Source organism: Endozoicomonas sp., from assembly GCF_031844845.1.
Lineage (GTDB): Bacteria > Pseudomonadota > Gammaproteobacteria > Pseudomonadales > Endozoicomonadaceae > Endozoicomonas.
Genome location: NZ_JAVRMB020000304.1, coordinates 1 through 9,792, shown reverse-complemented (window position 1 = coordinate 9,792; position 9,792 = coordinate 1). Strand labels below are relative to the sequence as shown.

Here is a 9,792-nt window from a genome sequence, read left to right as displayed (position 1 = left end):
CCTCTGGAATGAAACGTCTGTTAGGCCTTCAGCTCTATGATGCTTCACTGGTGCCGGATGAGACGGTGAATGAACGAGTTGCTGTCGTTCATGAACAACCGGTTTGTGTCCTGTCCACGATGCAAGTACCTAACATGGCTTCCCGTCTGCATGAGCTGGAGTGCCCTGTTTTTGGAATCTGGGGTGTGAATGACAAGTTTTGTCCTTCCCGTGGTGCCGACACCATGATGAAGGGCTGTAGTAATATCCGTTTTACTCTGTTGAGTGAATGTGGTCACTGGGTGATGGTTGAACATAAGGATTGGTTTAACCGGCAATGCCTGGATTTTATAAAACACGGCTGATGGGTTGCTAACGGGTGATTCCTCCTATGCTCGGGCGAAGGTGACAGGTTTTAGATTCCCACTCAGAACGAGGTTGTCGCAAAAGGGATAATTAACAACCAGCCGTCATCCCCGCGCAGGCGGGGATCCACTCTCGAGATGGATTCCCGCCTTCGAGGCTGTCGCAAAACCCTCGTTCCCACGCTCTGCGTGGGAATGCATACGGATCTGGCCGCATGTGGAGAAACCTCTCCTTGTCCGAACCTGTGGGGGTTTCAGGCTGGTTATTCACTTGTGGCGAGTACGGTATGCATTCCCACGCAGGACCCACAGGGCCTAAAAGCATGGGAACGAGATGTCCGGAGGGTTTTGCAACACCCTCCTGCGCGGGGATGACGGGTGGGTGTTAATTCTCCCTTTTGCGACAGCCACTTCACACGGATCTGGCTTCTTCAGTAAACATATAACCCCCACCCCATACCGTTTTAATCAGGGCCGGGTTTTTTGGATCTTTCTCAATCTTTTTTCGCAACCGGCTGATCTGGTTATCAATACTTCGGTCGAATGGCAACGCTTCCCGTCCCTTGGTCAAATCCATCAAATGGTCTCGGCTGAGCACCTGCCGTGAGTGCTCCAGAAAGACCTTCAATAACCGGAATTCGGCGGCACTTAATGGCACCAGCAAACCATCTTCCCGGGTCAGTTGATGCTGATGAATATCCAGGCTCCAGCCTTTAAATTGCACTTCTGAGTCCTTATTTTCAGAGGTCTCCTTCACTGAAGTCTGGTCAATGCGGCGCAGGACAGCCTTAATCCGTGCCAGCAATTCTCTGGGGCTGAAAGGCTTGGTGACATAATCATCCGCCCCCATCTCCAGCCCAACGATGGTATCCGCTTCCTCACTCATGGCGGTCAGCATGATCACGGGTGGACCATTTTGCCCCTGCAGATAACGGCACAAACTCAAACCGTCCTCACCGGGCATCATAATATCCAGAACCACCAGATCTATAGACTCAGCGTCCAGAACGCTACGCATCGCCTCACCGCCATCCGCCAGAGAGACAAGATAACCATGCTGATCCAGATAGCGACCCAACAGATCGCGAATATCGTCGTGGTCATCAACCACAAGAATGTGTTTTTTCATGAGCCTGAACTTTTTAGATTGCCGATTTTGTCATTATAAGGTCGAAACGCAGCAACTTTGGATAGGCAACGACCAATTGATACAAATTGCGACAAACCTCCATATATACGGGATATTTCTGAGACCTCTATGGTTTTAAATTAAGTCATCGGAAGCTTCTTTAACAAAACGTGTTAAGAACACTTCAGAAAAACAACCGGAGAACCTGCCATGAAAAAAACAACACTGATCGCAACCGCTTTAGTCACCGCACTCTCTGTTTCCACAGCTTCTTCAGCTTTTGCCTGGTGGGGTGAAGGTGAAGGCGGTAAAGAACACAACAAAGGCTGTGGTAGTGAGTATCGCTCAAGCCATGGACAAAAAAGTGATCATGGCAAACGCGGCATGATGGGCAAACATGCCAATTTCAAAGAGCATATGAGCCGCGAGTTTACCGCTGATGAGGTTAAAATCCTCAATGAAGCCCACCTGATTAAGCAGGGTAACCCGAATGTTAAAGTCGGCACGGTCACATCCACCAAAGACGGCTACAAAGTCACCATCGTCACCAAAGACAACTCTCTGGTTAAAGAGATAGAGCTGGCCAAAAATGGTATGTCTCTGGATCGCTACAACATGATGCAAGAACGTATGGAAGCAAAACAGAAAAATTAAATCTGCTAACCCGGATATTTTTATATGGCTATTTTTCGCACTACGTGTTGGAAGTAGCCATCTCCGTCGTCTCTCTACTTGCTTTTATCCGTTTCTGTTAGTTCGTACCGGACAAGTAAAGTTAGTGCCGGCACCCAAGTCAAACGAGTTGATACATTCAATGTCAGGAATCAACCCCTCTTCTAAATTCATCCATTTGTCACGTTCTGACCGAGTCCCTGCTTTATACCCTGCATAATACCCGGCATCATACCCTTCGCCATAACGGTCTGGAACAAAATCCATTAACAACTGCACGTACCCCACAGCGATTGCGGCGGCAGAAATAGTAAAATCCACCAAGGTTCTACGGGAAAGAAGTTCACCTGTTTCGTAACTTTTTATTATATTTTGAGCAAGGCTCATGAACCCGGCAGCCATACAGGCAATTCCTAAACACCTTCCTTTGCACCCAGGCACTGTTGATACAATTATGCTGGCGGCAGCAAGATGAGTGAATTTCGAGGGTAAATAAGTATTTATATGCATCACAGACCTACGACAGAAATATTGTTGATTAATTTTCGACTGCTGATAATTACCAACAGCCTTCTCTACCCGATTAATTCCCTTTCAAGGAAACCAATATTTATAGTCTGGAATTGGCCATTGTGAAATTGGTCGGAGAAATTTCTGTCCGGGAGTGCAACACCGGAATTATGCGCTACAGTTTATTTTTATAAATCCTGCCATCTTTCATTATCACTTTCAGATAGCGTTCCGGCTGTTGTAATACACCGATATCATCAAGCGGATTCCCCTCTACCATCAGCAAGTCTGCTCGATAGCCTTCCGCCAGAGTGCCTATCTCACCGGATAGATTAAAAAGTTCGGCCGCTTTCACCGTAGCAGACTGTATTAATTCAGTTGGTGGTATGATCTCCCCGCGTATGGCGAACTCTTTAAGCTGAGCGTTGTGCATACTGCCCAGTAAATCCGTTCCAAACACGATATTTGCCTTCCCATGCCAGGCGGCTTCCAGCGCCTGAAGACCCGCATCCAGTACACTGTAAACTTTCTTCTGCAGTGCTTCAGGCATACCCGCTTCCACACCTTTAAGAGCCAGCTGGTCGTAGGTGGCCAGGGTAGGTACTAAATAGGCGTTTTTCTGTTTGAGCAGTTCTATCCCATCCGACTCGATCAGGTTGCCATGCTCGATAGACCGCACACCTGAATTCAAGGCTCGCATAATGGCACGATTGGTATATGCATGGGCCATCACATAGATATTGGCAGCTTCTGCTTCTTCGACAGCTGCCCGGATTTCATCCTCTGCAAACTGGGTACTGGTGATTCGATCGGTTGGGGACGCGACACCACCCGATACCATCAATTTAATCTGGTGAGCTCCCTTACGAATTTCATCACGACAGGCTCTGCGTACCTCGGTAACACCATCACAGACCTTCCCAAGCCCCGCACAACAAAAGCAATGATCTGCCTGGTTATCCCCGGGGTGGCGCATATCGCCATGACCGCCAGTCTGTGACAGGGCATGTCCGCAAAAGAGCAAACGAGGCCCCACCAGAAGCCCTTCATCAATGGCCCGGGCATAGCCAAAATCAGCACCACCGGCATCACGCACTGTGGTAAAACCACGCATCAGCATGCTTTCCAGAATACCTTTGGCATGGGCTGCTACATAGGAAGGAGGCCAGTGACGCAATGCCACAAAATCGGGAGTACCTGCGGTTATATGGACATGGGCATCACACAGCCCTGGCATAACAACCCGTCCTGCAGCATCCAGCGTGATATCTGCCGACTCATCGGGCAAATTGTCTCCTATGGCCTGTATATAACCATCTTTAATGCTGAGGCATTGTTTTGGTAACAGGGAGCCCTGAACGACATCCAGAATATGGGCATTGATAATTCGTATGATTGCCAAATGAACTCTCCTCTGTTGGGCTTATTATTAGTTTTCCAGTATAGGCCAGGAGATTCACCAGAGGCGTCATTACCCTATAAAACGCTTCCTGTTTTCCGTAAAAGGCAAGCGGGCCCAGCTTTTTCGGGCAGCGGGCAGCGGCCTTTAAGGCAATAAAGAAAGCCGTCGATGCTTTACAGTGCTGGCCACAAGCTCCCTGAGCCATTGCAGAACCGGCGCTTCATTATCTTCTTTCCGCCAGGCCAGGTAGATATCAAAATCCGGCACGGCTACCGGGCAGGGAGACATGGTCAACCCCTGGTCTGGCCGGCCAAGGGCTGCAAGTACCTGAGGCACCACACAGATCAAAGGCTGCTCCGGTAAAAGACGCAATAATGAGGTAAAGCGCCCACAGGTCACCCGTACCTTCCTTCGATCTCCACGCTTGGCCAGCAAATCATCAACAACACCTTTTACACTCCCGGTGTTGTTTATCAGCGCATGATCTACAGAGAGAAAATCTTCATAGGACAGCGGTATATCCAGCTTCAGTCGGTCATTATCAAACAGGCAGACATGTTTCTCTGTATAAAGCTTGTCTACAGCAAGCTCATTGGGGCCATCCCCAAGACTGCCAATGGCAAGATCCAGACGACCATTACGAAACAGGGTAAAAGCACTGTCCCGATCCACCAGAATAAAACTGACGGTACAGTTTGGAGCACTTTGTAATAGAGCCTGAACAATCACCTCGGCATACAGTGACTCGGCATAATCAGTCATGCCAATGTTCAAATGGCCATCAAAACTGGCGGGATCAAAATCCTGAACCGGCAGCAGATCATTCCGGACCTGATCCAGAATCTTTTTCACCTTCGGGGCCAGCTCCCTGGCCCGTCGCGTCAGTTTCATCTGACTGCCCTGTCGCACCAGCACAGGGTCATCAAACAGTTCCCGGAGCCGGCTCAAGTGATGGCTCATGGCAGGCTGCCCGATAAAAAGGCGTGCCGCTGCCCTGGTCACACTGCGTTCTTCCAGCAGAGCTTCCAAAGCCGTAAGGAGATTAAGGTCTATTCTGGAAAGGTTCTGTTTTAAAGGTTTGGTCATTACTGCTGTCTTTATTCATGTCCGGTATGACCTCGATACTGGCTATTGTTACCGTTTCAAACATTTTATGTCCGAATATAGTAGATCTGGAGTAACAAGCGTGAGTAGCAATAGCTATTACTGGAGTCTGTTATCAGAAGAATCAGGCTATGTGGAGGCAGACCATTCCGCAGGTACGTTTGCAAGTAGAACCACAAAACCACTACCAGAGGCTCTGGCCGGTAATCAACTGCGAGAATTGGGAAAGCTCCTCCCTTACAAGCCAAAAAGAACCTTAACCATTCTGGATAAAACGACTGCTTACATACAACAACACCGTGAATTTAATCATTTCTTTCAAGATAAAACTCCCGACCCGACTTCACCCAGAAAATCAGCTTCTTCAAACAAAGAAGCTTCAGCCTATAACAGGCTATCTCATTTTGTAGCAGCTACATCTCATGATCGGTCAGCAATACTATCAGCAGCTATATCTGCAGTCAGAAAAATAAAAAAGAATTCAGAGAAACCCTCCCTGAAGAGACCATCAGAGCAGGCCAGTTCAGATCAAAGAATAAAAGACCAAAAGCGTGCATGTGAACTTGCAGATATCAATGCTGGAATTTTACAGCTTGAACATAGATATATAGCGCTAACCGGAAAGCACTTGAGTCCAAAGCTGAGTTCAGGAAACCTGACAAGCCCGCGTCTATATAACCAGAGGAAGGGAAAGATTCCAAAGGGTCGAAGTACCGTTATCTCCATATAAACTTACCCAAATCTACGCAGGGTCTGGTAAAACCCTGCGTCCATGGCAGGCACCATCGATATCATTACCAACAAGACTTGCCACGGAAGATTTCAACTCAGATAGTGAGCCGTTATAAAAGCACAACCCCTACCCCAATAAACATCACCACCAGCCAGAAGACTGAAAGCTTCATGGCCCGAAGCAGGAAACAACCCATCAGAACCAGTGCCATCTCCAGAGCGGAATGAACGGCGGAAGTAAACACCGGTGAATAAAGGGCTGACAGCAGCAGGCCAACTACTGATGCATTAATACCCGCAACAGCTCCGGCAACCCGCGCCCGTCCGGCCAGTGCCTGCCAGGCTGGCAGAACAGCAATCACCAACAGAAAGCCTGGCAGGAAAATAGCCAGCGTTGCCACAATAGCACCCAGTACGGGGGTGGACTCAGAGGCAAAATACCCGAGATACGCGGCCAGGGTAAACATTGGGCCAGGTACAGCCTGCGCTGCGGCATAACCTGTCAGAAAGTTATCGGTACTGATCATACCTTCCGTTGTACTCTGCAACAGAGGCAGAACCACGTGACCACCACCAAAAACCATACTGCCAGCCTGAAAAAAGTCGCTGATCACTAGCATCAGTGAGGAATAACCTGTTAGTAGCGGCAAGCCAAACAACAAAGCGGCAAACAGAATTAATGGCCAGGCAACAAAACGACATTTGTCTTTATTATCTTCATTGCCTGGTAACCAGCGATAGCCAATCAGTGCTGCCGCTACCAGAATAGCCATCTGCACAAATACACTGGGAAATACCAGCAACAGCGCTGCACTGAATACACACAAACTAATGGTCAGCTGGCTTTTACAGAAAGATCGGAACATCTGCAGGGTTGCATCCGCAACCACCACAACAGCCAGCAGTTTTAAACCGGCAATAATCCCCTGATACCAGTCAGCAGAAAGGAACAGCTGGCTGCTCATGGCCACCGCCAGCAAAATAGCAAACGATGGCAGGGTAAAACCGACAAAGGCAGCAACGCCCCCTGACAGACCTGCTCGCTGATAACCCAGGGCAAAGCCAATCTGGCTGGAGCCGGGGCCCGGCAAAAACTGGCTGAGGGCGATCAGCTGCGAATACTCAACATCCGTTAACCACTTGCGCTTCTCAACGAAAGTATTACGGAAATATCCGATATGGGCGGCCGGACCTCCAAAACTGGTCCAGCCCAGCAGAAAAAACTGCCAGAAAATGGTGAATAATTTATCCACAGGCAACTTACCGAAAGTCCAAAAATATTACCCGGATGATAAACAGCTGTTGCCTATTATGCATATTGATTCTTTTGATTGACCAGAATCAATAAGATCAATATTCCTACTCAGCCACAATCCCTTTAGACTGTGAAAATAAAGCGCTGATAAAGACATGGACTAAAACCGACATGACCAACCATCTGGCAGTCATAGCCACCAACCGTTTTGGAATGGGGGCCAGAGATCATGAAATCAAAGATGCGCAGTCAGACCCTCAGGGCTGGTTAAGGACGCACTTAACCACGCCCATCATGGACAACAGCCTGCCTGACAGCTCAGCGGTCATGAGCCAGTACGCCGAGTTTCGTGCCAGGAAAAAAGCAGAAAAAGCCGGACAGAAACAGAATAGTCAGAACTCAATGATGGCTCCGCTAAAGAAAACCTATTTCCAGTTCTGTAGCGATACCCTGACCAGAACCATCACCAGCACCCACTCATTCAGCTGGCGACTGCTGGATTTCTTCTCTAACCACTTCAGTGTGTCAGCCCAGGGCGGCCTGATGACACCACTGGCTCCCACCCTTGAACGGGAGGCCATTGCCCCGAACCTGTTTGGCTCTTTTGCTGACCTGCTTGTCGCCGTGGAAACACATCCAGCCATGCTTATCTATCTGGATAATGAAAAGTCCATTGGGCCGGAATCAAGACAGGCTAATTATCTTAAAAAGAATTCAAAAAAAGCCAGGGGGATGAATGAAAACCTGGCAAGAGAGATTCTGGAGCTCCATACCATGGGCGTTAATGGTGGCTATCAGCTGGAAGATATTCAGGAGCTGGCAAAAGCCATTACCGGATGGAGCGTAGCCCGACCTGAGGGAAAAGAAGACCATGGTTTTTTATTTCGTGAGAGGGCTCACCAGCCAGGACAGCGCACCGTTCTGGGAAAAAAATACCCGGATACCGGAACCACTCAGGGAGAGGCCATCCTTCGCGACCTTGCAGTACACCCTGCAACGGCCAGATACGTTTCCCGGAAGCTGGCCAGACACATGATCAGTGATCAGCCACCCGCAGACCTTGTGGATAAAATGCAGACACAGTGGTTGAAGACCGGTGGCAACCTGAACGACGTCATTACCATACTGATTCAGCACCCACAGAGCTGGCAGATTGAGCCACAGAAGCTGAAGACTCCCCGCGAGTTTCTTGTTTCCGTCTGCAGGGCAACAGACAGCCTTTCACCCCGTAAGAAGAATGTGGAACAACACAGTAGAATGCTGGTCAATACGCTGACTGCCATGGGGCATAAACCATTTGGTGCAGGCTCTCCTGCAGGCTTTGCTGATGTGGGCAGTGCCTGGGATGGATCCGATGCACTACTGACCCGGATCGACTGGGCGAACCGCTGGGTAGAAAAGCTGAAAAAAAGAATCGATCCGCTGGCACTCGCTGATACCATTCTGGGTCAGCAGATGATGAGTGACTCCCGAACCATTATCAGCCGTGCAGAAAGCCGTCAGCAGGGTTTATCGTTATTGCTGCTCAGCCCTGAGTTCATGAGGAGATAGCTGCGTGACAAAAATCAACCGACGCGACTTGATCAAATGGCTTGGGGCCGGAGTTATCTGCTCACAGATTCCAGTGACCGGCAGCCTGGCATTCGGCCAAACTCCGGAACAACAGGGAAATTCGCCAAAGCTGGTATGGATCGTTCTTCGGGGCGCAATGGACTCACTGCACGGAGTCATCCCTGCCTTTGATGACGACTTGTTACGTCATCGGCGTAGCATTGTTGAGCCAGCCATTGATTCCATGCTGCCGATGGACAGAGGCTTTGGCCTGAACAGTAACCTCTCCACCTTGCATAGCTGGTATCAACAGAAACAGATGATGCCCGTGGTTGCTGTTGCATCACCTTATCGTCAACGCTCACACTTTGAAGGTCAGGATGTACTCGAGTCCGGCCTGATCCCATTGAATCAGGACAATGGCTGGCTTTCCAGGGCTCTGGAGGCCACCGGCAAAACCGGGCTGGCCGTTTCTCACTCTCTGCCCGTCAGCCTCCGTGGGGGACAGCGTGCCAGCACCTGGTATCCAAATACCATACCCTCTGCCAAAGAAGACCTTTACCAGAGACTCTTCCAGATTTACCAGCAGGATGACCTGCTCCATAACCGCCTGGAAGAGGCCCTGAATGTCAGGGGTATTGTCGATAACGCGATGGAAGGCGGTAACTCAATGGATGGCAATGGTCGTAAATTCAAGGCTCTGGCAGAAGCGGCTGGCACGCTGCTCAGTCATCAGGAGGGCCCCGATGCCATCATGCTGGAAATGGGCGGATGGGATACCCATGACAATCAGCCTGCCCGCCTTTCACGACAGTTTCAGGAACTGGACTCAGGCCTGCAAACCATGAGAGCCAGCATGGGAGAAAAAACCTGGAGTAACACCATTATTATGATTGCTACCGAGTTTGGCAGAACCGTGGCTATGAATGGTACCGGCGGTACTGACCACGGTACTGCTTCCTGTCTCTTTATGGCCGGAGGTGCTGTCAGTGGTGGCAAAGTACTGGGTGAGTGGCCGGGACTGGCCAGAAAAGATCTGTATGAAGCGCGTGATCTACGACCAACGTCTGATATTCGTCAGTGGATTTCAGCA

General features: G+C 49.6%; 9 protein-coding genes and 1 pseudogene. 5 read left to right on the top strand and 5 right to left on the bottom strand.

Annotation, left to right across the window (positions count from 1 at the left end; translation table 11 throughout):
* Positions 1-344: pseudogene (locus RM811_RS16695) on the top strand (alpha/beta fold hydrolase); the annotation flags it as partial.
* A gap of 412 nt (positions 345-756) precedes the next feature.
* Here the strand turns inward: RM811_RS16695 and RM811_RS16690 are convergent.
* Complete coding sequence (locus RM811_RS16690; protein ID WP_402526566.1) at positions 757-1,473, bottom strand: response regulator; 717 nt, start codon at positions 1,471-1,473, stop codon at positions 757-759.
* 210 nt (positions 1,474-1,683) lie between these two features.
* Here RM811_RS16690 and RM811_RS16685 point away from each other — a divergent pair, with 210 nt between their 5' ends.
* A complete protein-coding gene (locus tag RM811_RS16685; protein WP_402526563.1) occupies positions 1,684-2,127 on the top strand; it encodes a hypothetical protein in 444 nt (147 codons plus the stop codon).
* 84 nt (positions 2,128-2,211) lie between these two features.
* Here the strand turns inward: RM811_RS16685 and RM811_RS16680 are convergent, their stop codons facing one another.
* The 3 genes from RM811_RS16680 to RM811_RS16670 all read right to left on the bottom strand — a co-directional run bounded on the left by RM811_RS16680 (position 2,212) and on the right by RM811_RS16670 (position 5,143).
* The gene (locus RM811_RS16680) at positions 2,212-2,547 is read right to left on the bottom strand and encodes a hypothetical protein (RefSeq protein ID WP_402526561.1); all 336 of its coding nucleotides are present in this window, start codon (positions 2,545-2,547) and stop codon (positions 2,212-2,214) included.
* Between the two features lie 283 nt (positions 2,548-2,830).
* Complete coding sequence (locus RM811_RS16675) at positions 2,831-4,057, bottom strand: amidohydrolase family protein (protein ID WP_402526559.1); 1,227 nt, start codon at positions 4,055-4,057, stop codon at positions 2,831-2,833.
* 144 nt (positions 4,058-4,201) lie between these two features.
* Positions 4,202-5,143, bottom strand: a complete 942-nt coding sequence (locus RM811_RS16670) for a LysR family transcriptional regulator (protein ID WP_402526557.1) — start codon at positions 5,141-5,143, stop codon at positions 4,202-4,204.
* 151 nt (positions 5,144-5,294) lie between these two features.
* Between RM811_RS16670 and RM811_RS16665 the strand changes: the two genes are divergently transcribed.
* A complete protein-coding gene (locus RM811_RS16665) occupies positions 5,295-5,891 on the top strand; it encodes a hypothetical protein (RefSeq protein WP_402526555.1) in 597 nt (198 codons plus the stop codon).
* Positions 5,892-6,003: 112 nt separating this feature from the next.
* Here the strand turns inward: RM811_RS16665 and chrA are convergent, their stop codons facing one another.
* Complete coding sequence (gene chrA, locus RM811_RS16660) at positions 6,004-7,146, bottom strand: chromate efflux transporter (protein WP_402526553.1); 1,143 nt, start codon at positions 7,144-7,146, stop codon at positions 6,004-6,006.
* A gap of 173 nt (positions 7,147-7,319) precedes the next feature.
* Between chrA and RM811_RS16655 the strand changes: the two genes are divergently transcribed.
* Both RM811_RS16655 and RM811_RS16650 read left to right on the top strand, forming a co-directional pair.
* Positions 7,320-8,699 carry a DUF1800 family protein gene (locus tag RM811_RS16655; protein WP_402526551.1) on the top strand — a complete coding sequence of 460 codons (1,380 nt, stop codon included), beginning with the start codon at positions 7,320-7,322 and terminating at the stop codon, positions 8,697-8,699.
* A 4-nt stretch (positions 8,700-8,703) separates the two neighbouring features.
* Positions 8,704-9,792: DUF1501 domain-containing protein (locus RM811_RS16650; RefSeq protein ID WP_402526549.1), on the top strand; the 1,089-nt coding region annotated here is incomplete at its 3' end.